The following is a 25,489-nucleotide window of genomic DNA, read 5'->3' as shown; positions in this document are numbered from 1 at the left end:
GTCACACCGGTCCGCCGCCTGACCCGCACGCGCCAAAACCCGTAAAATGGCCCGCTCGCCATGGGCAGGCCGCCCAGCACAGGAATCCTAAGCAGCATGAAGATCATCGAAGGCGATTTCGCCACGCCCAAGGGCCGTTTTGTCATTGTCGCCGGTCGTTTCAATGGCTTTGTCGTCGAGCCGCTGGTGGCTGGCGCACGCGACGCCCTGGTGCGCCATGGCGTAAGCGACGAGGCCATCGATGTGGTGCGCGTGCCGGGCGCGTGGGAAATCGGGCTGGTGGCGCACAAGCTGGCGCACTCGGGCAAGTATGCGGCGGTGATCGCGTTGGGCGCGGTGATCCGCGGCGCCACCCCGCATTTCGATTTCGTCGCCGGCGAATGCGCCAAGGCGCTGACCCAGGCCGCGCTCGGCTCCGGCGTGCCGGTCTCGTTCGGCGTGCTCACCACCGATACCATCGAACAGGCCATCGAGCGTTCCGGCACCAAGGCCGGCAACAAGGGCGCGGACGCCGCCATCGCCGCGCTGGAAATGGTCAACCTGTACGGAAAGCTGTAATGAACCAACGTCCCGAGGGCATCGATCTCGCCGCGCGCTCGCGTGCCCGCCGCCGTGCGCTGCAGGCGCTGTACGCCTGGCAGATGAGCGGTAGCAAGATGTCATCGGTGATCGAGCAGTTCCGTCACGAGCAGGACATGGAAGTGGCGGATCTTGAATATTTCGAAGACCTGCTGCGCGGTGTGGAAGAACACGTGCAGGCGCTGGACGAAGCACTCAAGCCGTATATCGATCGCGAGGTGGAGCAGATCGATCCGGTGGAACGCGCCGCGCTGCGCCTGGCCGCCTATGAACTGAAATACCGCCCGGACGTACCGTACCGCGTGATCATCAACGAGGCGATCGAGGTGACCAAGCGCTTCGGTGCCGATCATGGTCACAGCTACGTCAATGGCGTGCTCGATAAGCTGGCGGCGCAGCTTAGGGTGACGGAGAAGCAGGGATAATCGGGCTTCTCTATCGAAGCGCTCGTCATTCCGGTGAAAGCCGGAATCCAGTACAAACATGTGTGCGCAGCACACGACTTAAAACAGGGTTTGCGTGCTTCGCACGGCGTATTCAACTGGATTCAGGCTTTCGCCGGAATGACGGCAACGCAAGATCGAGCTGTCAGGCAAGCATGGATGTCTGCGCGTAATAGGCCATAGTCAATCCATGGAATTCTCCCTCATCGACCGCATCCGCCAGCGCACCGCGCAAAGCCGTGATGATGTGCGCCTGGGCATCGGCGATGACGCCGCCTTGCTGGCCGTACCAACTGGCCAGGAACTGGCGGTGGCGATCGACACCATGGTCGAAGGCGTGCATTTCCCGCGCGATGCGGCGCCTGCCGACATCGGCTGGAAAGCATTGGCGGTGAACCTCTCCGATCTTGCCGCGATGGGCGCTACGCCGGCGTGGGCCTTGCTGGCGCTGACCTTGCCGCACGCCGATGAGGCTTTCATCGATGGTTTCGCCGACGGCTTCGCGCAGCTGGCGCAAACCTATCGGCTTGCCTTGGTGGGCGGCGATACCACGCGCGGCGCGCTCACCCTCAGCGTGGCCGTGCATGGCTTCGTGCCGCCGGGCAAGGCGCTGACGCGCGCAGGTGCGCAAGCAGGCGATGCGGTGCTGGTCACCGGCACGCTCGGCGATGCGGCGGCGGGTTTGCGCTTGTTGCAGCAAAGCCGCCACGGCGATGGGCAAGCGGACTATCTGATCGCGCGCTTGAATCGTCCCATGCCGCGCGTCGCGGCCGGCCTGGCGTTGCGCGAACGCGCCAGCGCCTGCATCGATGTTTCCGACGGCTTGCTCGCCGATCTCGGACATATCTGCGCGGCCAGCGGCGTCGGTGCCGAAATCGAAGCGGCACTGCTGCCGCGTTCCTCCGCCTTGCTGGATCGATTCGACGACGCTAGTTCGCGCGACTTCGCCTTGAGTGGCGGCGACGATTACGAACTGTGCTTCACCGTGCCGCCGCAACGGGTTGCCTCCGTGCAGGCAGACTTGGCCAAGCTCGGCTGCGGCGCCACGCGCATCGGCCGCATCGTGGACGGCCAGGGCGTCAAGGTTCGTGATGCGGATGGCCAGTGGCTCGAACCGGCCCGGAAAGGATGGGATCATTTCCGCGCATGAGCGATCGCAAAATACTTACCCACGAACAACGCCGCGCGCTGCTCGCCACGCCGGCCGGCTGGCTGGCCTGCGGCTTCGGGTCCGGCCTCGCACCGGTGGCGCAAGGTACGTTCGGTTCGCTGGCGGCAATCCTGCCGTGGCTGCTGCTGCGCCAGTACTCGCTGTCGCTCAACCTCGCGGTGATCGTGATCGGCTTTGCCGTAGGCATATGGGCATGCGATATCGCGGGTCGCGCCTTGCGCGTGGACGATCATCGCAGCCTGGTATGGGACGAATTCATCGGCCAGTGGATCGCCTTGCTGCCGGCGCTGCTGGCGTCGTGGTGGGCGATCGTGCTCGGCTTTGCCTTGTTCCGTCTGTTCGATGTGTGGAAACCGTGGCCGATCCGTTATCTCGACCGGCACCTGAAAGGCGGCCTGGGCGTGATGGCGGACGACGTGATCGCTGGCATTTTTGCCGCGGTGGTGCTGAAGCTGGTGCTTACCTGGTCGTGATGCGCAGTCGGCCGCTTACGGAAGATCGATCGTCCTTGTTATCGTAACGCCCTCTCCAACGCATCGAGGTGGCAGCCATGAGCATGGCATGGACGAAAAGGCTGGCGGCGTCGACAGTGATGGCGTTGCTCGCGGGCACACCTGTGGCGTACGCACAAGGCGCAACGCAAGGCAGTGATGCCGGCTCGACCTATCTCGCGCAGCATTTCAGCTTCGACGCGCTCAATCCGGATGTGAAGGATGCCATCACGCGCGCGAACCTTGCGCCGGTGCCGTTCGCCAAGGTCACCCTGCACACGCGCGAGGTGGTGACTTCATCGGACCAGACGCAACAACCGTCCCACTACACCACCGCCATGTCGCTGGAAAATGCCGGGCATGGCCTGGTGCGTCGCGTGGCGGCGGTGCAGGACAGCAACGGCAATACGATCGCCACGCGGCTGGATCTGACCTATCGCGGTTATTTTTCGTTTCTCACCCAGGGCATCTCCGCGCGCGCGAACAGCCTTCCGCCGGTGCAGGAGGCGCGCAAGGTATTGCGCCTGGATACCGCTACCGGCGGACACTTTGCCTTCGTCTATCTCTACGGCAGCACGGGCGGGCAAACCTTCCAGGATCCAGGGCAATTCCTGTGCGACAGCGGCAAACGCTACAGCGCATCGCAGCTCAATGCGGCGATCGAGGGCCAGGCGACGGAACTGGATTGCCGCATGATCGATACCAACGGTATCGAGACCGACAAACTGACGCTGGCCTATCTGGAGAAGTACGACGTGGCCGTGACCTTGCGCACGCACAATGTGCAGCGCACGGTGGAGAGTACGATCCAGGACTTCAGCGCGCACTGAAGTCTTGATCTCGGCAGGGATAGCAACGCGGTTCAACGCAAGCCAAAAGAGGATATCCCATGCAATACCGTCGCCTTGGTCGCACCGGCTTGCAATTGTCCGCACTGTCCTTCGGTGCATGGGTCACCTTCGGCCGCCAGGTCGGCCGCGCCGAAGCGCGCGAGATGATGGCATTGGCCTGGGATCGCGGCGTCAACTTTTTCGATAACGCCGAAACCTACAATCACGGCGAAGCCGAGCGCCTGATGGGCGACGTGCTGGCGGATCTGCGCTTTCCACGCGACAGCTATTGCATATCGAGCAAAGTGTATTTCGGTGCCGCGGAAAAGCCGCGTCCCACGCAGCGCGGCTTGTCGCGCAAGCACGTGATCGAAGCCTGCAATCAAGCGTTGGAACGCCTGCGCGTCGGGCATCTTGATCTGTACCTGTGCCATCGCCCCGATCCGGAAACGCCGATCGAGGAAACGGTGGCGGCGATGGATACCCTGGTGCGCCAAGGCAAGGTGCTTTATTGGGGCACCAGCGAATGGCCGGCCGCGGCCATCCACGAAGCGCATCGCGTGGCGCAAGCCATGCACATGTACGCACCGGTGGTCGAGCAACCGCAATACAACCTGCTGCATCGCGAACGTGTGGAACAGGAATATGCGCCGCTGTACGCCGCCTATGGCATGGGCACCACCATCTGGTCGCCGCTGGCGTCGGGTCTGCTGAGCGGCAAATACAACCAGGGCATTCCGGAAGGCTCCCGCCTCACGCAACCGGGCTACGAATGGCTGCGCGACATGGTGCTGGGCGAGGGCGGCGAACGCATCGAAAAAGTGAAGCGCATGCCGGCGATCGCCGCGGAAGTCGGCGCCACGCCGGCACAACTTGCGATTGCATGGTGCCTGGCCAATCCGAACGTATCGACCGTGTTGCTGGGCGCAAGCAGGAAGGAACAGCTGGAGCACAATCTCGATACATTGGAGTTGTTGCCGCGGTTTGATCTGGCGTTGAAGGAAAGGATCGAGCAGGCGTTGGCATAAACACGGCGCATCGCAAGCACCCGTAGGTTGGGCTGAGGCAACGCCGAACCCAACGTCGCGATGCAAACGCTCGCATTGGGCTCCCCCTGCACGTGGATGGCGTCAGCCTCCACCGGCTTGACTCACAAATGAGAATCATTATCATCCATTCGTCCCTTGACGATGGAGCTTAAAGTCATGTCCCACACCGGCACGCTACTCACGCTTTCCCGCCTGTCGCCGCCGCCGAGGGCGGCGAACCTGGACGATACCGGCCGCGATGCAGCTACCACCCCGGTTCGCCGGGTTTCCAGCCATCGCCTGCTGGCCGGCGAGCGCGAGCTGGTGATCCAGCACATGGGCAGCGAATACCACCTGCGGCTTACCCGCAACGGCAAGCTGATCCTTACCAAGTAACGCCGCTTCGTTCGAAAAACACACTCAGCCAGCCCTTCACGCCAGCCGGGTCTTCTACCTGTCCAGGAGATCGCCATGTTCGGCTGGCTTGCCGCCCGTTCCCCTCTGCTTTGCCATCGCGTGCCGCGCATGCCCGCGACGCGGCGCATTCGACGTATCACGCCGTATACGTTGATCAGCGCGCTGCCTGGTTTGGGCAACGTGCTCTATCTCCATGCAACCTCGAATGATGCGATGGCGAACATGCCGACGCCAGGACTATTGGTCGCACAGCCTGCGTTTGCGCCGTTGTTGCATGCACATTGGCTGGTGGCTGTCAGTGTGGTGACGGATGACGGCCCGCGCGAATGGTGTGAATGCATCGATCGCATGGGCCGTGCACGCGCGCGCTGGCATCTGCTGCCCGATACGGATTACCTCGCCTGGGATGCGCTTACGGCTCGCTGCACACCCGATTCGGGCACGTCGTCTTCCATCGATGCACAACCGTTGCGCCCTCATCATGCGTGCGTGGTGAATTTTCGCCTGCGCACGATCGCCGGCATGCTGTTGCTGGAACAAGATGCGAACACCACGTTGTCGGACTTGGGGGATCGCATCGCCGCACGCATCGCGCATGCCGAATCGGCCGTGCTGCAGGCGTAGCGGCCGGTCTGTCCACTGTCCGGCGAGTGTCCGCGGACAACGACCGAGCTGCGCCATGCGCATGCAAGCCTTTGAATAGACGCATGTAATTCTCCATCCGAAGGCTGGCACACGGATTGCAGTTCATGATCAGGGGCCGCCCTGTCCGCGGCCAAGGACTGCATCATGATTCGTGACACTTCCGCCCAGGACCGCCTGATCCAGGTCAAGCCCAGCCCCAAGAAAAAACTCTTGTGGATCGGCGGTGCGGCGGCCGTCGTGATCGTTCTGGCTTTCTTGATGCCTGGCGTCACGCGTCTGTTTTCCGCCGATTCGTCGGTAAGCGCCTCGCGGCTCGCGTTCGCCACCGTGCAACGCGGCCCCTTCATCCGTGATATCGCCGCCGAAGGCCAAGTGGTCGCCGCGGTCAGCCCCACGCTGTACGCCACCTATGGCGGCGCCGTCACCTTGAAAGTGCACGCGGGCGACACGGTGAAGAAAGGCCAGGTGCTGGCGGTGATCGACAGCCCCGAACTGGTCAACAAGCTGGCGCAGGAGCAATCCAACGCCGATGCGATGCAGGTGGACTACCTGCGCGCGCAGATCGATGCGCGCAAGAAGCAGTCGGAACTGCAGAAGGGCTACGACAACGCCAAGATCGACGAGGAAAGCGCCGAGCGCGATTTCGACCGCTACGAGAAAGCGTACAAGCTCGGCGGCGTGCCACAAATGGACGTGGACAAATGGCAGGACACGCTGACCAAGTCCAAGATCGCGCTGGCCCATGCGCAAGCCGATCTCAATCTCGGCAACGATACCGGCACGTTCGACATCAAGGCCAAGAAGCTTGCACACGATCGCCAGGTGCTGATGGTGCAGGATCTGCAGCGCCAGGTGGACAACCTCAACGTACGCTCGCCGGTGGACGGCCAGGTCGGCCAGTTGTTCATCGCCGAACGCGCCACCGTGGCGAAAGATGCGCAACTGCTCAGCGTGATCGACCTGTCCGCACTGGAAGTGGAAGTGAAGGTGCCGGAAAGCTTCGCGCGTGACCTTGCCGTGGGCATGGGCGGCGAGATCAGTGGCAACGGCAACAACTGGAAGGGCCTGGTCAGCGCGATTTCGCCGGAAGTGGTGAACGGCGAAGTGGCCGCACGCGTGCGCTTCGAAGGCGGCACGCCCAAGCAGTTGCGCCAGAACCAGCGCCTGTCCGTACGCATCCTGCTCGACCATCGCGACAACGTACTGACCGTGCAACGCGGCTCCTTCGTGGATGAATCCGGCGGCAGCTATGCCTACGTCGTGCGCGACGGCATTGCCACCAAGACGCCGATCCGCGCGGGCGAAAGCAGCATCGACAAGGTGGAGATCCTCGATGGCCTGAAGGAAGGCGACAACATCGTGATCTCCGGTACCGACAACTTCAAAGGCGCGCAGCGCGTGGTGATCAGTCGCTGATGCTTTGCGGGAATCGTAAATCGGCAATAGCGAAGAGCGCTCTCCGAGAGACCTTGGCACCTCGCTCCAACTGTTCCCGATTGACGATTTGAGAATCCCGGTCTGTAAAGAACTCTCTCGTACTCAATTCACTGGAAAGGACCAACACCATGCTGAAGATGACGCATCTCTCCAAGGTCTACCGCACCGAAGTGGTCGAGACCTATGCGCTCCGCGATTTCAACATCGACGTGAAGGAAGGCGAGTTCGTCGCCGTGACCGGTCCGTCCGGTTCGGGCAAGACCACCTTTCTTACCATCGCCGGCCTCTTGGAAACCTTCACCGGCGGCGAATACCACCTCGACGGCGTCGAGGTGAGCCACCTCGACGACAACGCACGCTCGAAGATCCGCAACGAAAAGATCGGCTTCATCTTCCAGGCCTTCAACCTGATTCCCGATCTGAACGTGTTCGACAACGTGGAAGTGCCGCTGCGCTATCGCGGCATGAAGGCGCCGGAGCGCAAGGAACGCATCATGGGTGCGCTGGAACGCGTCGGCCTTGCCTCGCGCGCCAAGCACTATCCGGCCGAACTTTCCGGCGGCCAGCAACAGCGCGTCGCCATCGCCCGCGCGCTCGCCGGCAGCCCACGCCTGCTGCTCGCCGACGAACCCACCGGCAACCTGGATACGCAGATGGCGCGCGGCGTGTTGGAGCTGCTCGAAGAAATCCACCGCGAAGGCGCCACCATCGTGATGGTCACGCACGATCCGGAACTGGCCGCGCGTGCGCAGCGCAACGTGCACATCATCGACGGCCAGGTGGTGGACCTTGCCGAAGATCCGCGCTTTCACACCGCGTATGTCGCCGCCGCAGGCCAGATTCGCGGCTGACACGCTTTGCTCCCTCTCTCCCATCTTTAATCAAAAATGGGGGAGAGGGCTGGGGTGAGGGGCCGCTCTCGCCAAAAACGTTGATACCGAGATTGAACACATCCCCATGTTCACCTATTACCTCCAGCTCGGCCTGAGAAGTCTCAAGCGCAATCCGATGCTCACCGCGCTGATGGTGATGGCGATCGGCTTTGGTGTGTCGGCTTCGATGATCACCTATTCGGTATTCCGTGCCGTATCCGGTAACCCGATACCGGAAAAGTCATCCCAACTGTTCGTGCCGCAGATCGACGCATGGGGGCCGCAGCAGAATGACAAAGGCGAACCATCAGGCGCACTGACGTATACGGACGCGATGGCCCTGATGCGGGCGCACCAAGCTACGCGCCAGACCTTGATTTATCGGGTAATGCTGTCTGCGTTGCCGCTGCGCGCCAATAGCGTGCCGACGTCAGCGGAAGGCTATGCCGTAACGGGCGATTTCTTTCCCATGTTCAATGTGCCGTTTCTGTATGGCAGCGGCTGGAACAGCGGCGACGATGAGAACCGCGCAGCAGATGTGGTGCTCTCGCAGGAATTCAACCAGCGCATGTTCGGTGGCGCCAACACAGTGGGGCGGGAAATCACGCTTTCCGGTCACGATTACCGCATCGTCGGCGTAATGAAACATTGGAATCCCACTCCACGCTTCTACAGCGTTTGGGGTGAAAGCGGATTTAACGATCCACCCGACTTCTACGTGCTGCTCAACCGTATGCTCGATCTGAAGGTCGATACCTGGGGCAGAAACAGCTGCCGCGGCAACCTGGCTTTCACCAGCTTTGATCAGTGGCTGCAAAGCAACTGCGTTTGGTTGATGCCATGGGTGGAATTGGATACGTCCAGCGAGGTTGCGCGCTATCGGCGTTTTCTCGAAGGCTACGCCGCCGATCAGCAGCGCGCGGGACGTTTCGCCTGGTCGCCCAATATTCGCTTGCCTGACGTGATGAAATGGCTTGAGGTGGAGCATGTGGTACCACCCGAAAGCCGCATTTCCTTGGCGGTGGCGACAGCTTTCTTTGTGATCTGCCTGGTTAACACGATCGGATTGCTGCTAGCCAAATTCATGCGTCGCGCCAGTGAGATCGGCGTACGCCGCGCGCTCGGTGCGACGCGTCATGAAATCTATGCGCAGTACTTGGTCGAAGCCGCTTCCGTCGGCCTTGCTGGCGGTCTGGTTGGCCTGCTGCTGACAGCTATCGGAATGTCGGGCGTGGGACTGCTGTTCGCACCGGAGATCGCCAAGCTGGCACACCTGGATATGTCGTTGGTGGGCCTGACACTAGTGGTGGCCACCCTTGCCACAGTGGCGGCTGCGTTCTATCCCGCATGGCGTGCCGCACAGGTGCAACCTGCCTGGCAACTGAAATCCAATTGAGGCGAGGGCATAAGCGTGCAGATTCATCCCATTCTTACAGCCTTGCGCCGGCACAAGGCCGGTACCCTGCTGATCGCACTGCAGATCGCACTGACTTTGGCGATCGTCTGCAATGCGCTGTTCATCATTCATCAGCGCTTGTCGCACATATCCGAAGCGAGTGGCGTGGATGAAGAAAATGTGTTCGTGATTTCAAATTTATGGGGCGAGGAATATTCCCCCGATGAAGCGGCAGCAAAGATTAAGGAGGACCTCGCAACGCTGCGGCAATTGCCTAGCGTGCAAGATGCCACGCCCAGCAATAGCTACCCATTGAGCACCAGCGGCTGGGACAACTTCATCACGCTGACGCCGGAACAGGTCAAGCCAACCACCGATGCGTCGGTTTACGCCGGCGACGAACATTTCGTGCGCACGCTTGGCCTCAAGTTGATTGCGGGGCGGGACTTCCGCGCGGACGAAGTGGTCAACCTAGGCAAGCGCCAGAACATCACTCCGGCCGTTACGATCGTCAGCAAGACGTTGGCCAGCAAGTTGTTTCCCCACGGCGATGCGCTTGGAAAAGCGTTCTACTCCATGAGCAGTACGCCGACTACCATCATCGGGATTGTGGAAACCCTGCATCGGGAAGATGTTGATACGTGGAGTGCACCCTACACTGGTGAGTCATTGATCTGGCCCATACGTCTGGTGGGGCCGGTGGGCGTCCGCTATCTGGTGCGCTCCAAGCCAGGCCAACTCGATGCGGCCATGCACGAAGCACCCAAAGCGTTGTATGCGGAAAACCGCATGCGCATGATCGATCCCAAGGATGGTCTCTTGAGCTTCGCGGAAGTGCGTAGGCGCGCGTTTGAGCGTGACCGCGGCATGGCGGTCTTGATGGGCATCATCTCCGTCGTGCTGCTGGCGATCACTGGCGCAGGCATCGTCGGGCTTACCAGCTTCTGGGTTGGACAGCGGCGCCGCCAGATCGGTGTACGTCGCGCGTTGGGCGCTACTCATCGCGATATCCTGAATTACTTTCTCACCGAGAACCTGCTGATAAGCCTGGGTGGCATCGCCATCGGCATCCTGCTGACGTTCGGCCTAAACATGTGGCTGGTTACACGCTTTGAATTGAAGTTGATGCCGCTCACGTATGTGCTGACTGGCATGGTGATCCTGCTTCTGCTCGGCCAAGGCGCGGTGTTCGCTCCGGCTTTGCGCGCCTCGCGCGTGCCGCCGGTGGAGGCGACGCGCCCGGTATGAAACACGACATTTCTCGCACGAAAACGAAGAACATAAATGGGGAGGCACGGCATGCTGGGCTACTACATTGATCTTGCAGTACGGAGTCTGAAGCGAAGTCGTGGCCTTACCGCCTTGATGATCCTGATCATCGGTTTTGGCGTGGCGGCTTCCATGACCAGCTATTCGGTGTTCCGCGCGGTATCGGGCGATCCGATTCCGTGGAAATCGTCGAAGTTGTTCGTACCGCAAATCGATATCTGGGGGCCGAAAGGGCATTCGGACGCGACCAACAACAACGAGCCGCCGGATGCTTTCGACTACATCGATGCCGTGGCGCTGATGCGCGATCATCGCGGGCGGTATCAATCGGCGATGTACCGGGTGTCGCCCTCCATCGTCCCGGCCGACGCGCACATGCATCCGATCAACGTCGGTGGCCATGCGGTGTATAGCGAGTTCTTCCCCATGCTCGACGTACCGTTCAAGTTCGGCACGGGCTGGGGTGCCGATGGCGATGCGCAGCGGGCGTCCGTGGCGGTGATCAGCGGCAAGCTCAACCAGAAGTTGTTCGGCGGCGCCAACAGCGTGGGCAAGACCATCGATATCGACGGCAAGGATTACCGCGTGGTCGGCGTGCTGGGCGACTGGAGCCCCAAGCCGGTGTTTTATGACGTGGTGAACACGGGGGGCTTCACCAGCGGGCAGGAGGACATCTTCCTGCCATTCACCCGCGCCATCGATGTCGGCATGCCCAACGACGGCAATACCAACTGTTCGGAAATTCCCAAGGGCTCGGGCTTCGTCGGCCTGCAGCAATCCTCCTGCGTGTGGATTGCCTACATGGTCCAGCTGGACGACCAGGCCGCCGTGTCTGCATACAAGGAATACCTGGACGGTTATTTCCGTGACCAGAAGGCGGCCGGTCGTTTCAGTTGGCCGTTGAACAACCGGCTGCGCGATCTTCCGGCATGGCTGGATGCCGAGCACGTAGTGCCGAGCGATACCAAGATTTCGCTGATGGTGGCGCTGGGCTTGCTGATCGCCTGCCTAGTGAACACCGCAGGCCTGCTGCTGGCCAAGTTCCTACGTCGCAGCGGCGAAATCGGTGTGCGTCGCGCGCTGGGCGCGCCGAAGGCGGCGATCTATTTGCAGTTCCTGATCGAGGCGGGTGTGGTTGGATTGTCCGGCGGCGTGCTCGGTCTGTTGTTGACCTGGTTGGGTGTGCTGGGCGTGGGCCTGGTGTTGCCGAAGGAAATCTCTTCCCTGGCGCGAGTCGACCTGGGGCTGCTGGCGCTGACCCTGGCGGTGGCGGTGATCGCCACCATGCTGTCGGGGCTGTATCCCACCTTCCGCGCCTCGCGCGTGCAGCCTGCGCTGCAGCTGAAAACGAACTGAGGAGACACCCATGTCCTTGCACCCCATGATCGCGGCATTGCGCAAGCACAAGGCGGGCGTGGTGCTGATCGCCATGCAGATCGCCGTGACGCTCGCCATTGTCTGCAATGCGATCTTCATCATCTACGCACGCATCGACAACGTGCGCCGGCCCACCGGCCTGGACGAGAACAACCTGTTACTGGTGACCCAGCAGTGGGTGGGCGCGCCCAGCGGTGACGACCCTGCCGGCGTGCAGAAGCTCGACGCCATGCTGCGCGAGGATCTCAACGCCTTGCGTGCGCTTCCCGATGTCGAATCGGTTTCACCGACCAACTCCATTCCGCTGCTTCAATCAAGCTGGAACGGCAGCGCCGCGCTGAAGCCCGGTACCGATCTGCGCGAAGGCAATGCGCGCACCACCTTCTACTTCGGCGATGAGCAGTGGTTGAAAACCGCGGGCTTGCATCTGATCGCCGGGCGCGATTTCACAGCGGCGGACGTGACCAACATGGATTTCCGCAGCAACTCGCAGCCGGCCATCGTGATCGTTTCCAAGCCGCTCGCCGACAAGCTCTTTCCGGCCGGCAATGCGGTCGGCAAGGTAATCTATCTCAACGGCGATACCAGGCCGAGCACCATCGTAGGCGAAGTGGAGCGGCTGCAAGTCCCGTCGGTTAGCAGCTGGGCCAGCACGTTCGTATGGAACTCCACCATTGCGCCGATCCGCTTGAACGCCAATTTCTCGCGCTACGTGGTACGTGCCAAGCCGGGTCGGCTGGAGGCGGCCATGCGTGCGGTGCCCAATGCGCTGTATGCGGCCAACCCCATGCGCGTGCTCGATGACGACAGCGTCAAATCGTTCAAGGACATCCGCGCCGAAGCGTACCGCGCAGATATCGGCATGGCGGCGTTGATGGGCATGGTGTGCCTGATCCTGCTCGCCGTCACCGCCGCCGGCATTGTTGGCCTGACCAGCTTCTGGGTCGGCCAGCGGCATCGCCAGATCGGCGTACGCCGCGCGCTGGGCGCGCGCAAGATCGACATCCTGCATTACTTCCAGATGGAGAACCTGATGATTGCCGGTGCCGGCGCGCTGGTCGGCATTGCGTTGGCGGTCGGCTTGAATCGTGTGCTGATGAGCAAGTTCGAAATGCAGAGCATGCCGGTCTACTACGTGCTGGTGGGCCTGGCAGTGGTGATGACGTTGGGGCAGATCGCGGTGTTCGTGCCGGCGCGGCGTGCGTCCAACGTGCCGCCCGTGGTGGCGACGCGGACGGTGTAACGGACGGTTCGGGGAAGAGGAGACATCACCATGCTGTCCTACTACTTAGGTTTGGCGCTGCGTAGCCTGAAGCGAAACCGCATGCTTACCGCGCTGATGATCCTGGCGATCGCCATGGGTATCGGCGCGAGCATGACCACGCTGACAGTGCTGCACGTGCTCTCCGGCGATCCGCTGCCCGGGCGCAGCGCATCGCTGTATTACCCGCAGATCGATCCGCGGGACATGCAGTCCTACACGCCGGGCGTCGAACCGCCTGCCCAGTTGAGCTGGATCGACGGCATGTACCTGCTGCATGCCAAGCGTGGAACACGCCAGGCGTTGATGACCGGCGGCATGGTGCCGTTGCAGCCAGCGCAATCGAGCATCGATCCGTTTCACGCCAGTGCGCGTTACGCCACGGCCGACTTCTTCCCGATGTTTGGCGTACCGTTCCAATACGGTGCGGCTTGGGGCGATCGCGAAGACGAGGGCAAGGCGCGCGTGGTGGTAATCAGTTCCGAATTGAACGACAAGCTGTTCGGCGGCAAGAACAGCGTCGGCAAGACGCTGCGCCTGCAGGAGACGGATTTCCGCATCATCGGCGTATTGGGCGATTGGCGCCCCGATCCGCACTTCTACGACCTTTTCATGGGCGCGTATGCCAACTACGAGCAGGTCTACGTGCCGTTGTCGACCTCGCGCGACCTGCTCATGGAGCATGATGGTTCCATGGATTGCTGGGGCAATGGCGGCAGCGACCAGGCGCATCTGCAGACCTCGTCCTGCACCTGGCTGCAGTTTTGGGTGCAGTTGGATTCTCCCGCCAGCGTGGCCGACTACACGCAGTTTCTTCAGCATTATTCGCAAGACCAGCACGCCAGCGGACGCTTTGCGCGACCGCCGAACATACGGCTGCGCAACGTGATGCAGTGGCTGGATTACAACCAGGTGGTGCCCAGCGATACGCGTCTTCAAGCATGGCTGGCGTTTGGATTTCTGGTGGTCTGCCTGATGAATACAGTGGGCTTGATGCTGGCCAAGTTCATGCGCCGCGCCGGCGAGCTCGGGATACGCCGCGCCCTGGGCGCATCGCGGCGCGCGCTGTTCGGGCAGTTGCTGATGGAGTCCGGCGTGATCGGATTCGCAGGAGGCGTGGTCGGGGCGCTGCTGGCTTTGCTGGGATTGTGGCTGGTGCGCCAGCAGCCATCGGACTACGCCAAGCTCGCGCATATGGATACGGCTATGTTGCTGGCGACGTTTGTTCTCTCGGTGGTGGCAAGCACGCTGGCGGGTCTGTTGCCTGCATGGCGCGCATGCCGCGTGGCCCCCGCACTGCAATTGAAGGCGCAATAGGATGGATATCCGACCGATACTCTTCTCTCTGCGGCGGCATAAGCTCACCTGTTGCCTGCTGGTGCTGCAAATTGCGTTCACCTGCGCCATCGTGTGCAACACGATCTTCCTTATCGGCCAGCGCTTGCATCGAATGAATATGCCAAGCGGCGTCGCCGAGCAGGAACTGGTGTACGTGCAGATGGCTTATATCGGTGACCGCAAGGACGCAGACGCTCGCGCGGCCGACGACCTGGCAGCCTTGCAGTCGATTCCGGGCGTGAAGTCGGCTGCGTTGATCAGTGAACTGCCGTTCGACTACGGGTCAAACAACATGGACGTGCGAACCGACCCCACGCAGCGCATGGCCACACTCAGCGCTACGCAGTACTTCGGCGAGAACGCGGTACAGACGCTTGGCGCGCAGCTTGTGGAAGGACGTCAGCTGCGGCCCGAAGAGTACATGGACCTGTCCCAGGTCTTCACGTTGCTGGCGAGTCAACAATTCGACAAGCTGCCGAAGGCCACGTTGATCACGCGTGCCATGGCCGATCGTTTGTGGCCGGGAAAGGATCCGCTCGGCAAACAGTTCTATGTGGGGCAAGGTCTTCCGTTTACGGTGGTGGGGGTGCTGGCAAACCTGGTCCGGCCCGGTAATGACCGGCTGAACTTCGGTGCGCAATACAGCACCGTGTGGCCGGTGCGCATATCGCTGACGGAAGGCGCTTCCTTCCTCATCCGTTGCGCGCCGCAGGATCGCGACCGGGTATTGCGCAGGGCGGTGGACAAGCTCAAGGCGCTGGACCCCAACCGCATCGTGCTCGACAAAGGCACGATGGAGCAGCACCGGCGTGATTTCTTCAAGAACGATCGCGCTATGGCGGGCATTCTGGTTGGCGTATGCATGGCGTTGCTGATCGTCACCGCGTTGGGCATCGTCGGCTTGGCCAGCTTCTGGGTATCCCAGCGCAATCGCAGCATCGGTGTGCGTCGCGCGCTGGGCGCTACGCGCAGGAATATCCTGCATTACTTTCAGACCGAGAATTTTCTGCTCACCACGATGGGCGTCGTACTCGGCATGGTGCTGGCCTACGGCATCAACTTGTTCCTGATCGTGCACTACGAGTTGCCGCGCATGCCGGTTGCCTATTTCCCGGTCGGCGCGATCCTGTTGTGGTGTCTCGGACAGGCCGCGGTGCTCGGTCCTGCTTTGCGCGCGGCAGCGGTGCCGCCGGTGGTGGCGACGCGATCGGTTTGAGATATCCCGAGCAACAAGGAGCGATGTCGCGCATGGTGGGATACAGCTTTGAATTGGCGCTGCAGGGCATGCGTCGCTTTCCGCGTACTTCGGCGCTGGCCATGTTGACGGTGGCGATCGGACTTGCCGCAAGCATGACCACGTTGACACTGTTGCATACGCTGTCGGCCGATCCGTTGCCTGGCCTGAGCCAGCACCTTTATCTGGTGTGGGTGGATACGGTGCGGGCCAAGCCGACAACCTATACCACGCTCGATGGCACGGGCGTGGTCGATTACAAGCGTCTTCGGATGGCTGATGTCGAAGCGCTGCTGGCTGCGCGCCGCGCTGTTCGGCAAACGGCGGTGGCGGATATGTTTGCGCGCGTGGAAGGAGGTGATGCCGGACATGGCAACGACGAAACCATCCTGGCGGCCACCAGCGACTTCATTCCCATGTTCGGCGTGGCCTTGCGGGATGGTCGAAGCTGGACGGCGGCCGAAGATGCCGCGCGCACACCGGTGGCGGTGATCGACAGCGAACTGGCGCGTTCGCTGTTCAGCACCGAGCGGGCGGTCGGCAAGGTATTGCGCATCAAGGGCCATGCGGTACGCGTGATCGGTGTGAGCGCGCCATATGCGCCGCAGCCGCACTTCTTTGCGCTGGACCAATGGAGCTTCAGCGGCAGCGAACGCGAGCGCGTCTTCATGCCTTACAGCGCGGCGCTCGACGTGGGCGCCGAGCCGCGGCGGTCCGATGGTTGCGACGCGGATACCGCCAAGGACAAGACGCTGTTCAGCGTGGACGTCGCGCGCTGCGCGTGGCTGGGTTACTGGGTGCAGTTGGATACGCCGCAGGCGGTGGCGGACTATCGCATCTACTTGAACAATTACTTGCAGCAGCAGAAGGATCTTGCCTCGTTCGGTCGATCGCAGCAGGCGCAACTGCTGGATGTGCCGCAATGGCTGACGCTGCAGAACGTGATTCCTGATAACGTGCGACTCAACGTGTGGCTGGCCGGATCGTTCCTGTTGCTGTGCATGGTGAATGTGACGGGATTGCTGGCGGCGAAGTTCATGCGCCGCAGCGCAGAGGTGGGCATTCGCCGTGCGCTCGGTGCGCCGCGGCGCGCGGTGATGCTGCAACACATGATCGAAGCGGGCGCGGTCTGCGTGCTGGGCGGTGTGCTTGCGTGGCCGCTTACGTTGCTGGGTTTGGCGTTGCTGCGCATGCAGGGGCAGGGCTTTACCGATCTGGCGCGCCTGGACGTCAGCATGTTCGGCGCGCTGTTCATGCTGGCCATGCTGGTGGGAATGCTGGTGGGTTTTCTGCCGGCGTGGCAGGTATCGATGGTCCAGCCGGGGCTGCAGGTCAAGAGCGCATGAGAGAGAGCGTGCCATGTCCTTGCGAGTGATGCTCGCTTCGCTGCGCCGCCATAGCCTGATGCCGGCGCTGGTCCTGCTGCAGGTCGCGTTTGCGTGCGCGATCCTGTGCAACGTGTTCTTTCTCGCCTGGCAGCGTCTGGAACCCATGCTCGCGCCCAGCGGCCTGGATGCCGACAACCTGATCGTGGTGGACAATCTGGCGGCGATGGGGCGCAGCTTCACCGTCGCGGAAACCGAAGCGGGCGAACGGGCATTACGCGCGGTGCCGGGCGTGCGCGCCGCGTCGGCGGGGTTTGCCTTGCCGATGGTCGACAGTGCATCGATCCTGCTCAATTTGCGCGGACCGACGCAGGTGGCGGTAGGGGTGAGCGCGTTTTTCGGCAAGGGCCTGGTGCAGTCATTGGGACTGAAGATGCTGGGTGGTCGCGATTTCGTTGCCAGTGAATACCGCCCGTGGGGCATCGGCGCCAGCAATGGCGACGATGCGTGGAATACGGGCGCGGCGCAGCCGATCATCATTACGCAGGCGTTGGCGGACAAGTTGTTCGGTCGCGCCAATCCGCTGGGTCAGATGCTGATCGACCCCGAAGACAAGGATGGCCACGGCTACCAGGTGATCGGCGTGGTCAAGCATATGTTGCGCAACCAACTGGGCCTGGCCATCGATGGTCGCGCGGACTACACCGTGCTGCTGGCGCGCAGTATCGGCAACACGGCCATGCTCAATTATGCGGTGCGCGTCGATCCGTCGATGCGCGAGGCGGCCATGCAGGGCGTCAAGAAAGCGATCGAGCGCCAGTTCGCCCCATTGATGAGTGGAGGCGTACAGCCGCGGGTGGAGTTCTATGCCGACAAGCGCGACGAGGCGTTGAAGAGCTCCCGCGCTACATTGTGGCTGTTACTGGGCCTGGTGCTGACCATTGCGATCGTTACGCTGGTCGGGATCATGGGCTTGACCGGCTTCTGGGTGCAGCGTCGAACGCGGCAGATCGGCATACGGCGTGCGCTCGGAGCGCGGCGGGCGGATATCCTGCGTTACTTCCTGTTGGAGAACGTGCTGATCGTGGGAGCGGGTATCGCGCTGGGTATGTTGCTGGCCTATGTCGGCAACCTCATGCTCATGCATTACTACGAATTGTCACATCTGCCTTTGGCCTATCTGCCGATGGGCGCGGCCGTGATGCTGGCGATGGGGCAGTTGGGCGTATGGGGGCCGGCACGGCGCGCGGCAGCAGTGCCGCCGGTGGTGGCGACGCGATCGGTCTAACGTGTGATATGCGTTTCGCCATGCACGGCGATAATCTGCAAGGGGCCGGTTCGCAACGTATGCCGAGGAGGGAACATGCCTGGTTATGGTTTCAATGTCGGTGTCCGCAGTTACATGCGCCACGGATGGCTGACGATGTTGGCGATCTTTGCGTCCGGTCTGTTTCCCGCGCTGTCCGCCCGCGCACACGAGGTGTTGGATGACGCGCGCCAGATCGTGGTCGTCACCACGGCCGACTGGACCGGCGTAAGCGGCACGCTGCAGCGGTTTGAGCGCAGCGGTCCGCACGATGCATGGAAAGCGGCCGGACAGCCGTTCCCCATCGTCGTAGGGAAAACCGGGCTGGCGTGGGGTAGCGGCCTGGTCGCCAATGAGCGGCTGGGTGCAAATGCCGGCGATCCGATCAAGCAGGAAGGCGATGGCAAGGCGCCGGCGGGCGTGTTCGCGTTGGGTACGACATTCGGGTACGAACCGCAGGCGCTGGCCGGCTCGCGTTTGCCATACCTGCATCTGACGCCATCGGTCGAGTGCGTGGACGATGCGAAGTCGCGCTACTACAACCAGATCGTCGATCGGCAGAACGTGAGTGCGCCGGACTGGAACAGCTCCGAGCACATGCTGCGCGACGACGAGCTCTACCACTGGGGCGTGGCCGTCGAGCACAACGTCAAGCCGGTCAGGCCGGCCGGTGGCTCGTGCATCTTCATGCATATCTGGCGCGCGGCGGGGGAGGGTACGGTCGGGTGCACGGCGATGCCGAAGGAGGATGTCGAGCGGCTGATTCGATGGCTCGACCCGGCCAGATCGCCGCTGCTGGTGCAGATGCCGCGCGGCCAATACGACAAGCTGCGCAAGCACTTGGCGTCGCTGCGGCTGCCGCCGGCGCCGTGAGCGGCGGCGGGCAGTTTCGTCAGTTCGATGTACGTAGGCCGATCGTCATGGCAACCTTCCCGCCTGGAGCAGCATCCATGCCTGCATGTGTAGACGACGAATGCGTACCGTACTGATCATCGATGACAACCCGGCCGTGGGCGAGGCGCTGTCGCTGCTGCTCTCGCTGCACGATATCCGCCCCCTGGTGGCGCTGACACCTGACGAGGGGCTGGCCACCCTGGCGCGACAGTCTGTGGATGTGGTGATCCAGGACATGAACTTCACCGCCGATACCACCTCCGGCGAGGAGGGTGTGGACTTGTTCCGCACCATCCGCCAGCGCCATGCGGATTTGCCGGTGATCTTGCTGACCGCATGGACGCATCTGGAAACCGCGGTGGAACTGGTCAAGGCCGGCGCCGCCGACTATCTGGCCAAGCCTTGGGATGACGCCAAGCTGCTGACCACGGTGGAGAACCTGCTGGAGCTGTCCGAATCCACGCGCGAGGTAAACCGCACGCGCATGGAGCGCCGCAAGCGCCGCGACGACCTGCAGCGCCGGTACGAGCTCGACGGCTTGGTGTTCGCCTCCGAAGCGATGGCGCGTACCATCGACCTGGCCTGCCAGGTGGCGCGCTCGGACGTGCCGGTGCTGATCACCGGGCCCAATGGTTCGGGCAAGGAGCGCATCGCGGCGATCGTGCACGCCAATTCCTCGGTGAAGCACGGACCCTTCATTGCGGTGAACTGCGGTGCCTTGCCGGGCGAGCTGATCGAGGCCGAGCTGTTCGGCGCCGAGGCCGGCGCATACACCGGTGCCAACAAGGCGCGCGAAGGGCGCTTCGAGCTGGCCGATGGCGGCACGCTGTTCCTGGACGAAATCGGTAACCTGCCGCTGCCGGGCCAGATGAAACTGCTGCGCGTGCTGGAAACCGGGCAGTTCGAGCGCTTGGGTTCCGGCCGTACGCGCAAGGTCAAAGTGCGCGTGCTGAGCGCAACCAATGCGGATCTCAAGGCGATGATCCGTGCGGGCACGTTCCGCGAGGATCTGTACTACCGCCTCAATGTGATCGACGTGAACCTGCCGCCGCTGTCCGAACGCATCGACGACATCCTGCCGTTGGCCGAGCACTTCCTGGCCGGGCGCGCGGAACTCAGTGATGCCGCGCGCGAAGCGATGTTGACCTATGCGTGGCCGGGGAACGTGCGCGAGCTGAAGAACGCGATCGAGCGTGCAGCTTTGTTGGCGGGCAGCAACCCCATCACGCCGGAGCTGCTCAACCTGCCGCAGAACGCTGCCGGCCTCGCGGCGGTACGCAACCTCGACGAACCCAGCCGCGAAGTAGTGGAGGCGGCTTTGCACAAGGCCGATGGCGTGGTCAGCCGCGCGGCGCAGTCGCTAGGCTTGTCGCGGCAGGCGCTGTATCGGCGCATGGAGCGGTATGGATTGATGACGCAGGCGTGAGGCGTAACCTTGCGAGCGTTCGTGGGTTGGGGTGCAAACCCCAACGTTGCCATGCACGCATACACGGTGATGCTGGGGTTCGCACCCCAACCTACGGGGCATCTTTCGGCAGTGGCGTACCTGGACCGCAACGTGTAGAACAGCCGCACTTCACGCGGAGACCGCCCATGCTTCCACGCACCCGCCAAGCCAGGATCGCCGCATGCGCCTGAGATCGCTGGAAGCCCGCCTCACCCTATGGCTGGCCCTGGCCGCGCTGATGGGCGTCATGAGCTACATCGGTGTTACGCAGTGGCCTTTGCCGCAGACACTGCAGTGGCTGCGCAGCAATATGCCGGTGACGATCGCCCAGCCGACCGGTACCGAAGCCCTCATCATCTGCATCGTGGTGCTGACGCCGTTGTCGTGGTGGTTCGCGCATATCGTGATGGATCCGGTCAAACGCCTGCTGCGCGCGCTGGAAGGCGCGGTGGCGAGCTATCGCGATGGCGATTTCAGCATCTCCATTGCGCTCAATCGGCACGATGAACTGGGCGACCTGGTGCGCGTGCACAACGAGCTTGGGCAGACCTTGCGCGAGCAACGGCAGAATCTGGCCCAGCGCGAACTGTTGCTCGATACCGTGGTGCAGAACACACCGGTGGCGCTGGTGCTGACCGATGGCAGCGGTCGCGTCGCCTACGCCAACATCGCCGCGCGACATTTGTTCAACGAAGGACGCAGCCTCAATGGCCTGCATTTCGCAACGCTGATCGCCGATGCGCCCGAAGCCTTGCGCAAGGCGACGGAAGGCACGGAAGACGCACTGTTCAGCGTGGAAATGGACGGCAGCGAAGAAACCTTCCATCTGTCGCAGCGCGCGTTCCGCCTGCAGGGTCGCCCGCATCGGCTGCAACTGTTCCGCCGCATGACGCGCGAACTATCGCGCCAGGAAGTGGCGGCGTGGAAGCGTGTGATCCGCGTGGTCAGCCATGAATTGAACAACTCGCTGGCGCCGATTTCCTCGCTTGCGCATTCCGGCGCCGAGCTGGCCAGGCGCGGCGACGTGCAGCGCCTGCCGGGCGTGTTCGCCACCATCGGTGAGCGTGCGCGTCACTTGCATGGTTTTATCGACGGGTATGCGCGCTTCGCCAAGCTTCCTGCACCGCGCATGGTGGCGGTGGAATGGAAACCGTTCCTCGATGCGCTGTCGTTGCATTGCCGTTTTCAGTTGCAAGGCAACGCGCCCACGCAGGCGGGCTGGTTCGATCCGGTGCAAATCGAGCAGGTGCTGATCAACCTGGTCAAGAACGCCCACGAATCGGGCAGCGCGCCCGAAGGGGTCACGTTGGCGCTGACCTTGGTCGGCCACGAGCTGCGTATCGAAGTGGGCGATCGCGGGCCAGGCATGAGCGAGGCGGTACTGGCGCAGGCGCTGCTGCCGTTCTATTCCACCAAGCGCTCGGGCACGGGACTTGGGCTGGCGTTGGCGCGCGAGATCAGCGAAGCGCATGGCGGGCGCATTGCGCTGGCCAATCGCGAGGATGGCGGCCTACGTGTAACGCTGATATTGCCGCAGCCGGCTAGCGCAACGTAGGTTGGGGTGCCAACCCCAACATCGGCATACGCACAGACATAGCAACGTTGGGGTTGGCACCCCAACCTACGCGTTCCTGCGCTGCCCTATACTCCCTCCAGGTCAACTAGGAGGACACGTCATGGGACAGATCTTTGCATTGGTGGTCGTCGTCGTTGCGATCATCGTGATCGCCAAGCTGGTGCGTATCGTTCCACAAGGCTACGAATGGACCGTCGAACGCTTTGGCCGTTACACGCGCACGCTTACGCCGGGGCTGCATTTCCTGATTCCTTTCATCTACGAGATCGGCCGCAAGATGAACATGATGGAACAGGTGCTGGATGTGCCCAGCCAGGACGTCATCACCAAGGACAACGCCGTGGTGCGCGTGGATGGCGTGGTGTTCTATCAGGTGCTGGATGCGGCCAAGGCGGCGTATGAAGTGGCGAACCTGGAACAGGCCGCGCTTGCGCTGGTGATGACCAACATCCGTACCGTGCTCGGTTCGATGGACCTGGACGAATCGCTGAGCCAGCGCGACGCGATCAACGCCAAGCTGCTGAAGGTGGTCGACGAAGCCACGCACCCGTGGGGCGTAAAGGTCAACCGCATCGAAATCAAGGATATCGCCCCGCCGCGCGATCTGGTCGATTCGATGGCGCGGCAGATGAAGGCCGAGCGCGAGAAGCGCGCCAATATTCTCGAAGCCGAAGGTTTCCGCCAGGCCGCGGTGCTGAAGGCCGACGGCGAGAAGCAGTCGGCGATCCTCGCCGCCGAGGGCAAGAAAGAAGCCGCGTTCCGCGAAGCCGAAGCGCGCATCCGCCTGGCCGAAGCCGAAGCGCAGGCCACCAAGCTGGTGTCCGATGCGATCGCCAGCGGCAACGTCAACGCACTCAATTACTTTGTCGCCAACAAATACGTGGAGGCGCTGAAGGAAATGGCCCATTCGCCGAACCAGAAGATGCTGCTGATGCCGGTGGAAGCCACCGGCATCATCGGTTCGATGGCCGGCATTGCCGAACTGGCGAAGGAAGCGCTGGGCCAGCAGCCGGCACGGGTCGCCGCGCCGCCGCGCGGGCCGAACGCGTAAGAGGAATCTTCCTATGAGCGTAGCGGCGCATTATTTGTGGTGGATCGTCGCGCTGGTGCTGATTGCCATCGAAGTGGCCATGCCCGGCTATTTCATGCTGTGGATCGGCATTGGCGCGGCCGCAACCGGCCTGCTCGTGCTGGTGATGCCGGGGCTGTCGCTGGTGGCGCAGGCGATCGTGTTCGTGGTGCTGGCGTTCGTGTCGTGCGTGGTCTATTGGTATGCGGTGCGCCCGGCGCTGCAGAAAGACGAGCAGGGCGATGGCCGCCTCAACCGGCGTGCGGAGCAGCTGATCGGTGGGCGCTACGTGCTGATCGAGGCGATCGTCAACGGACGCGGCAAGGCGCGCGTGGGCGATGGGCAATGGCTGGTCAGCGGGCCGGATCTGCCGGAAGGAAGCACGGTGGAAGTGGTGGCGGTGGAGGGGACGACGTTGAAGGTGAAGGCGACCTGATACGCCGCAGGCCAGGATGAAATCCCAGCGTTGTTTGCCGCTGCGCGTGAAACGGTTCCCTCCCTTGCTTGCAGGGGAGGGGTAGGGTGGGGGTGTCCGAGCTTGCTGCACGATTTGAATTCATCGCGAGGTTGCTTCACCCCACCCCCGACCCTCCCCTGCAAGCAGGGGAGGGAGCGATACCGGCAAGGCTGTGATTCAACGCAACGTCGAAGGCATATCACGACATACCCAAGCGCCGCGCTTCCGGTAAGAATGGCGTCATGCCTGTAGCCACTTCCCGCTCGCCGTTGCCGTCCTTCGCCACTACGGCGATCAATACCCGCATTGCCTTTCTGGTGGAACTGGCTACCCGCCTGCACAAATACGGTGCCTCGTCACCGCGTCTGGAAATGGCGATCGCAGGTTCAGCGCAACGTATCGGCCTGAGCGCGGACGTATGGTCCAGCCCGACGGCCATCATCATTTCCTTTGCCGATCTCGCGCATGGCGAAGAAGGGCGGCTGGCGCAAGTGACGCAGGTGATCCGTCTGCTGCCGGGCGACGTGAACCTGGACAAGCTTTGCCGCGCCGACGAGATCGCCGATCGCGTGATCGCCGGCGAGCTGGACCTGCGCGAAGGTTTCCGCCTGCTGCGCGCACTGGAGCTGCCGGATACGCCGCTGCAACAGGCGGGGGTGATCGTGAGCTACGGCTTGTCCGCGGCGGCCATCGATGCGCTGTTCCTGCACAGCTCCTGGGTGGATCTGTGCGTGGCGGCGCTGGTGGGACTGTTGATCGGCACGATCACCATCCTGTCGGCCACACGCCCGCGCCTGCAGGTGGCCAGTGATGCGATCTGCGCAATGGTGGCGACCTTGGTCACCATCGTGTTCAGCGCGTTCGTGGCGCCGCTGGCGATCAAATCGGTAGTGCTGGCGGGGTTGATCGTGCTGATGCCCGGCATGTCGCTGACGACGGCGGTGCGCGAGATTTCCAGCCAGCACCTGGTGGCCGGCATGGCGCGCATGGGCGGGGCGATGTCGACGCTGCTCAAGCTTACCTTCGGCACGGTGGCCGCGACGCAGATTTGCGCGGTGTTCGGTATCGAGCCCCGCGATTTCACATTGCCGGCGCTCCCTTCATGGATGGATTATCCGGCCCTGCTGGTGGCGGCGATCGCCTTCGCCATGCTGTTCCGCGCAGCGTGGCGCGATTGGCCGGTAGTGATACTGGCGGTGATCGTAGGTTATGTAGCGACACGCCTGGGTGGTGCCATCTCGATCAATCTGTCCGGCGCGCCGTTCGGCATTTTCCTGGGCGGTCTGCTGTTGAGCGCGCTGGCCAATATGTATGCGCGCTATGCGGGGCGCCCTGGTGCGGTGGTGCGCGAGCCGGGCATCCTGTTGCTGGTGCCGGGCAGCGTGGGGTTTCGCAGCGTTTCGTATCTGCTCGACCGCAATGCATCGCTGGGTTTCGATTCCACCGTGCTGCTGGTGACGATACTGATTTCGCTGGTGGCCGGATTGATGTTCGGCGAATTGCTGGTTGCGCCGAGAAGGTCGCTGTAGGTTGGGGTGCAAACCCCCAACGTGGGGTGGATGTGTTTTTTTAGATGTTTGGGTTTTGAACCCCACCCAAAAAAAAAAAAAAAAAAACCGCCTAAACC

24 protein-coding genes are annotated in these 25,489 nt (G+C 62.6%); all 24 read left to right on the top strand.

What is annotated here, in order from left to right:
* Window positions 1-96: 96 nt before the first annotated feature.
* The 24 genes from ribH (at window position 97) to ACTHNE_RS02510 (ending at window position 25,391) form a co-directional block, all read left to right on the top strand.
* Window positions 97-558, top strand: a complete 462-nt coding sequence (gene ribH / locus ACTHNE_RS02625; RefSeq protein ID WP_324939843.1) for a 6,7-dimethyl-8-ribityllumazine synthase — start codon at window positions 97-99, stop codon at window positions 556-558.
* The gene (gene nusB, locus ACTHNE_RS02620) at window positions 558-1,004 is read left to right on the top strand and encodes a transcription antitermination factor NusB (protein WP_440268518.1); all 447 of its coding nucleotides are present in this window, start codon (window positions 558-560) and stop codon (window positions 1,002-1,004) included. The genes ribH and nusB overlap by 1 nt, the downstream gene beginning before the upstream one ends.
* Before the next feature lie 208 nt (window positions 1,005-1,212).
* Complete coding sequence (thiL, locus tag ACTHNE_RS02615) at window positions 1,213-2,172, top strand: thiamine-phosphate kinase (protein ID WP_324941591.1); 960 nt, start codon at window positions 1,213-1,215, stop codon at window positions 2,170-2,172.
* Entirely contained in the window at window positions 2,169-2,666 is a 498-nt protein-coding gene (locus tag ACTHNE_RS02610) for a phosphatidylglycerophosphatase A family protein (protein WP_324941594.1), read from the top strand. Before thiL ends, ACTHNE_RS02610 begins: the two co-directional genes overlap by 4 nt.
* A 77-nt stretch (window positions 2,667-2,743) precedes the next feature.
* Window positions 2,744-3,514: a hypothetical protein gene (locus tag ACTHNE_RS02605; RefSeq protein ID WP_324941596.1), complete on the top strand. Its 771-nt coding sequence runs from the start codon at window positions 2,744-2,746 to the stop codon at window positions 3,512-3,514.
* A 59-nt stretch (window positions 3,515-3,573) separates the two neighbouring features.
* Entirely contained in the window at window positions 3,574-4,542 is a 969-nt protein-coding gene (locus tag ACTHNE_RS02600) for a potassium channel beta subunit family protein (protein ID WP_324941599.1), read from the top strand.
* Window positions 4,543-4,719: 177 nt separating this feature from the next.
* On the top strand, window positions 4,720-4,938 hold the full coding sequence (gene hemP, locus ACTHNE_RS02595) for a hemin uptake protein HemP (protein ID WP_324941602.1): 219 nt from the start codon (window positions 4,720-4,722) through the stop codon (window positions 4,936-4,938).
* A gap of 75 nt (window positions 4,939-5,013) precedes the next feature.
* Window positions 5,014-5,583 carry a hypothetical protein gene (locus ACTHNE_RS02590; protein ID WP_440268517.1) on the top strand — a complete coding sequence of 190 codons (570 nt, stop codon included), beginning with the start codon at window positions 5,014-5,016 and terminating at the stop codon, window positions 5,581-5,583.
* A 165-nt stretch (window positions 5,584-5,748) separates the two neighbouring features.
* Entirely contained in the window at window positions 5,749-7,020 is a 1,272-nt protein-coding gene (locus ACTHNE_RS02585) for an efflux RND transporter periplasmic adaptor subunit (RefSeq protein ID WP_324941610.1), read from the top strand.
* Between the two features lie 149 nt (window positions 7,021-7,169).
* Window positions 7,170-7,892: an ABC transporter ATP-binding protein gene (locus ACTHNE_RS02580; protein WP_324941613.1), complete on the top strand. Its 723-nt coding sequence runs from the start codon at window positions 7,170-7,172 to the stop codon at window positions 7,890-7,892.
* 106 nt (window positions 7,893-7,998) lie between these two features.
* Complete coding sequence (locus tag ACTHNE_RS02575) at window positions 7,999-9,309, top strand: ABC transporter permease (protein ID WP_440268516.1); 1,311 nt, start codon at window positions 7,999-8,001, stop codon at window positions 9,307-9,309.
* A gap of 9 nt (window positions 9,310-9,318) precedes the next feature.
* Window positions 9,319-10,557, top strand: a complete 1,239-nt coding sequence (locus ACTHNE_RS02570) for an ABC transporter permease (protein ID WP_324941629.1) — start codon at window positions 9,319-9,321, stop codon at window positions 10,555-10,557.
* Between the two features lie 51 nt (window positions 10,558-10,608).
* Window positions 10,609-11,934 (top strand): ABC transporter permease, encoded by a 1,326-nt coding sequence (locus ACTHNE_RS02565; RefSeq protein ID WP_324941619.1) that lies wholly within the window; start codon window positions 10,609-10,611, stop codon window positions 11,932-11,934.
* Window positions 11,935-11,944: 10 nt separating this feature from the next.
* On the top strand, window positions 11,945-13,198 hold the full coding sequence (locus ACTHNE_RS02560; protein ID WP_324941622.1) for an ABC transporter permease: 1,254 nt from the start codon (window positions 11,945-11,947) through the stop codon (window positions 13,196-13,198).
* Window positions 13,199-13,228: 30 nt separating this feature from the next.
* Window positions 13,229-14,533 (top strand): ABC transporter permease, encoded by a 1,305-nt coding sequence (locus ACTHNE_RS02555; protein WP_440268514.1) that lies wholly within the window; start codon window positions 13,229-13,231, stop codon window positions 14,531-14,533.
* A 1-nt stretch (window position 14,534) separates the two neighbouring features.
* Window positions 14,535-15,770 (top strand): ABC transporter permease, encoded by a 1,236-nt coding sequence (locus tag ACTHNE_RS02550; RefSeq protein WP_324947136.1) that lies wholly within the window; start codon window positions 14,535-14,537, stop codon window positions 15,768-15,770.
* 32 nt (window positions 15,771-15,802) lie between these two features.
* Complete coding sequence (locus tag ACTHNE_RS02545) at window positions 15,803-17,134, top strand: ABC transporter permease (protein ID WP_324947133.1); 1,332 nt, start codon at window positions 15,803-15,805, stop codon at window positions 17,132-17,134.
* A 13-nt stretch (window positions 17,135-17,147) separates the two neighbouring features.
* Complete coding sequence (locus ACTHNE_RS02540; protein ID WP_324947131.1) at window positions 17,148-18,401, top strand: ABC transporter permease; 1,254 nt, start codon at window positions 17,148-17,150, stop codon at window positions 18,399-18,401.
* Between the two features lie 75 nt (window positions 18,402-18,476).
* Window positions 18,477-19,292, top strand: a complete 816-nt coding sequence (locus ACTHNE_RS02535; RefSeq protein ID WP_440268513.1) for a L,D-transpeptidase family protein — start codon at window positions 18,477-18,479, stop codon at window positions 19,290-19,292.
* A gap of 100 nt (window positions 19,293-19,392) precedes the next feature.
* The gene (locus tag ACTHNE_RS02530; RefSeq protein WP_324938532.1) at window positions 19,393-20,739 is read left to right on the top strand and encodes a sigma-54-dependent transcriptional regulator; all 1,347 of its coding nucleotides are present in this window, start codon (window positions 19,393-19,395) and stop codon (window positions 20,737-20,739) included.
* Between the two features lie 202 nt (window positions 20,740-20,941).
* Window positions 20,942-22,315, top strand: a complete 1,374-nt coding sequence (locus tag ACTHNE_RS02525; RefSeq protein ID WP_324938535.1) for a sensor histidine kinase — start codon at window positions 20,942-20,944, stop codon at window positions 22,313-22,315.
* 121 nt (window positions 22,316-22,436) lie between these two features.
* Window positions 22,437-23,387, top strand: a complete 951-nt coding sequence (locus ACTHNE_RS02520) for an SPFH domain-containing protein (RefSeq protein ID WP_324938538.1) — start codon at window positions 22,437-22,439, stop codon at window positions 23,385-23,387.
* 13 nt (window positions 23,388-23,400) lie between these two features.
* Window positions 23,401-23,841: an NfeD family protein gene (locus ACTHNE_RS02515; protein ID WP_324938541.1), complete on the top strand. Its 441-nt coding sequence runs from the start codon at window positions 23,401-23,403 to the stop codon at window positions 23,839-23,841.
* Window positions 23,842-24,104: 263 nt separating this feature from the next.
* Complete coding sequence (locus ACTHNE_RS02510; RefSeq protein WP_324938544.1) at window positions 24,105-25,391, top strand: threonine/serine ThrE exporter family protein; 1,287 nt, start codon at window positions 24,105-24,107, stop codon at window positions 25,389-25,391.
* Window positions 25,392-25,489 lie beyond the last annotated feature (98 nt).

The organism is Dyella sp. (assembly GCF_051954575.1).
Lineage (GTDB): Bacteria > Pseudomonadota > Gammaproteobacteria > Xanthomonadales > Rhodanobacteraceae > Dyella_B.
This window is presented reverse-complemented; position numbering and strand designations above follow the sequence as displayed.

Excerpts from the sequence above, each read along its gene's own strand:
- ACTHNE_RS02525 (WP_324938535.1), top strand. The coding sequence starts at position 20,942 with ATGCGCCTGAGATCGCTGGAAGCCCGCCTCACCCTATGGCTGGCCCTG.
- ACTHNE_RS02590 (WP_440268517.1), top strand. The coding sequence starts at position 5,014 with ATGTTCGGCTGGCTTGCCGCCCGTTCCCCTCTGCTTTGCCATCGCGTG.
- ribH (WP_324939843.1), top strand. The coding sequence starts at position 97 with ATGAAGATCATCGAAGGCGATTTCGCCACGCCCAAGGGCCGTTTTGTC.
- ACTHNE_RS02610 (WP_324941594.1), top strand. The coding sequence starts at position 2,169 with ATGAGCGATCGCAAAATACTTACCCACGAACAACGCCGCGCGCTGCTC.
- nusB (WP_440268518.1), top strand. The coding sequence starts at position 558 with ATGAACCAACGTCCCGAGGGCATCGATCTCGCCGCGCGCTCGCGTGCC.
- ACTHNE_RS02535 (WP_440268513.1), top strand. The coding sequence starts at position 18,477 with ATGCCTGGTTATGGTTTCAATGTCGGTGTCCGCAGTTACATGCGCCAC.
- thiL (WP_324941591.1), top strand. The coding sequence starts at position 1,213 with ATGGAATTCTCCCTCATCGACCGCATCCGCCAGCGCACCGCGCAAAGC.
- ACTHNE_RS02515 (WP_324938541.1), top strand. The coding sequence starts at position 23,401 with ATGAGCGTAGCGGCGCATTATTTGTGGTGGATCGTCGCGCTGGTGCTG.
- ACTHNE_RS02560 (WP_324941622.1), top strand. The coding sequence starts at position 11,945 with ATGTCCTTGCACCCCATGATCGCGGCATTGCGCAAGCACAAGGCGGGC.
- ACTHNE_RS02605 (WP_324941596.1), top strand. The coding sequence starts at position 2,744 with ATGAGCATGGCATGGACGAAAAGGCTGGCGGCGTCGACAGTGATGGCG.
- ACTHNE_RS02540 (WP_324947131.1), top strand. The coding sequence starts at position 17,148 with ATGTCCTTGCGAGTGATGCTCGCTTCGCTGCGCCGCCATAGCCTGATG.
- ACTHNE_RS02580 (WP_324941613.1), top strand. The coding sequence starts at position 7,170 with ATGCTGAAGATGACGCATCTCTCCAAGGTCTACCGCACCGAAGTGGTC.
- ACTHNE_RS02575 (WP_440268516.1), top strand. The coding sequence starts at position 7,999 with ATGTTCACCTATTACCTCCAGCTCGGCCTGAGAAGTCTCAAGCGCAAT.
- ACTHNE_RS02520 (WP_324938538.1), top strand. The coding sequence starts at position 22,437 with ATGGGACAGATCTTTGCATTGGTGGTCGTCGTCGTTGCGATCATCGTG.
- ACTHNE_RS02530 (WP_324938532.1), top strand. The coding sequence starts at position 19,393 with ATGCGTACCGTACTGATCATCGATGACAACCCGGCCGTGGGCGAGGCG.
- ACTHNE_RS02565 (WP_324941619.1), top strand. The coding sequence starts at position 10,609 with ATGCTGGGCTACTACATTGATCTTGCAGTACGGAGTCTGAAGCGAAGT.
- ACTHNE_RS02600 (WP_324941599.1), top strand. The coding sequence starts at position 3,574 with ATGCAATACCGTCGCCTTGGTCGCACCGGCTTGCAATTGTCCGCACTG.
- ACTHNE_RS02510 (WP_324938544.1), top strand. The coding sequence starts at position 24,105 with ATGCCTGTAGCCACTTCCCGCTCGCCGTTGCCGTCCTTCGCCACTACG.
- ACTHNE_RS02550 (WP_324947136.1), top strand. The coding sequence starts at position 14,535 with ATGGATATCCGACCGATACTCTTCTCTCTGCGGCGGCATAAGCTCACC.
- ACTHNE_RS02545 (WP_324947133.1), top strand. The coding sequence starts at position 15,803 with ATGGTGGGATACAGCTTTGAATTGGCGCTGCAGGGCATGCGTCGCTTT.
- ACTHNE_RS02555 (WP_440268514.1), top strand. The coding sequence starts at position 13,229 with ATGCTGTCCTACTACTTAGGTTTGGCGCTGCGTAGCCTGAAGCGAAAC.
- hemP (WP_324941602.1), top strand. The coding sequence starts at position 4,720 with ATGTCCCACACCGGCACGCTACTCACGCTTTCCCGCCTGTCGCCGCCG.
- ACTHNE_RS02585 (WP_324941610.1), top strand. The coding sequence starts at position 5,749 with ATGATTCGTGACACTTCCGCCCAGGACCGCCTGATCCAGGTCAAGCCC.